Source organism: Streptomyces sp. SID12501 (genome assembly GCF_010550245.1).
Lineage (GTDB): Bacteria > Actinomycetota > Actinomycetes > Streptomycetales > Streptomycetaceae > Streptomyces.
In genome coordinates this window covers 1-933 of the sequence record NZ_JAAGLU010000136.1, presented here as the reverse complement: position 1 = coordinate 933, position 933 = coordinate 1, and the positions used below count along the sequence as shown (strand labels likewise).

The 933-nt window shown below is 70.6% G+C and carries 1 protein-coding gene; it reads left to right on the top strand.

From position 1 onward, the window contains the following. Positions 1 to 885, top strand: an 885-nt coding sequence (locus tag G3I71_RS52500) for a potassium transporter TrkG (protein WP_275409411.1), incomplete at its 5' end; no start/stop codon positions are given. Positions 886 to 933 lie beyond the last annotated feature (48 nt).

Below are 933 nucleotides of genomic sequence, written 5' to 3'. Positions count from 1 at the left end.
GTCGACGAGGGCACCAACCCCGGGTTCCTGTACCAGCAGAACACGCTGCGCGACGCGCTCGTCGCCTCGACGCACTTCGACACCTTCCACCGGTACGCGCGCCGCATCTCGATGGCGAACATCGCGCAGACCGTCAACGTGCTGCAGGCGATGATCCTCACCGACCCCGACTCGGGCGCGCTCGTGCTCACGCCGACGTACCACGTGTTCGAGATGAACACGGGCCACCACGACGCCGGCTCGCTCGACGTCCGGTTCAAGGGCGACCTGCCCACGCGCACGGTCGACGGCTCCGCGCTGGCGACCCTGTCGGTGTCCGCGTCGACCAAGGACGGCACGGCGCTCGCGTCGCTGTTCGCGGGCGTCATGCCACGCTCGGGCGGGTTCTCGACGGTGGACGTCGACCAGATGCACGAGGGCACGTGGCTGCTGCTCGACGCGCTCATGTTCGTCGGCGGCGGGTCCGCGTCCACCGCGGGCGGCATCAAGGTCACGACGCTCGCGGTCATGCTGCTCGCGATCGTCGCCGAGGGCCGGGGCGACCGCGACGTCGAGGCGTTCGGCCGCCGGATCCCGCGCGAGTCGCTGCAGGTCGCCATCGCCGTCGGGTTCGTCTCCGCGACCATCGTGCTCGTGTCGTCGCTGCTGCTGCTGGCCATGACGGGGCTGACGCTCGACCGCGTGCTGTTCGAGGTGATCTCGGCGTTCGCGACGTGCGGGCTGTCGACCGGCATCACGGCCGACCTGCCGACGCCCGCCAAGTACGTGCTCGTCGTGCTCATGTTCATCGGCCGGACCGGCACCATGACGCTTGCGGCGGCGCTCGCGCTGCGCAACCGTCGTCGTGTCATCCGCTACCCGGAGGAGAGACCCATCATTGGCTGACAGCCTGCGCGCGGGCGGCGGCGAGCCCCGCACGGCACCGCGTACACC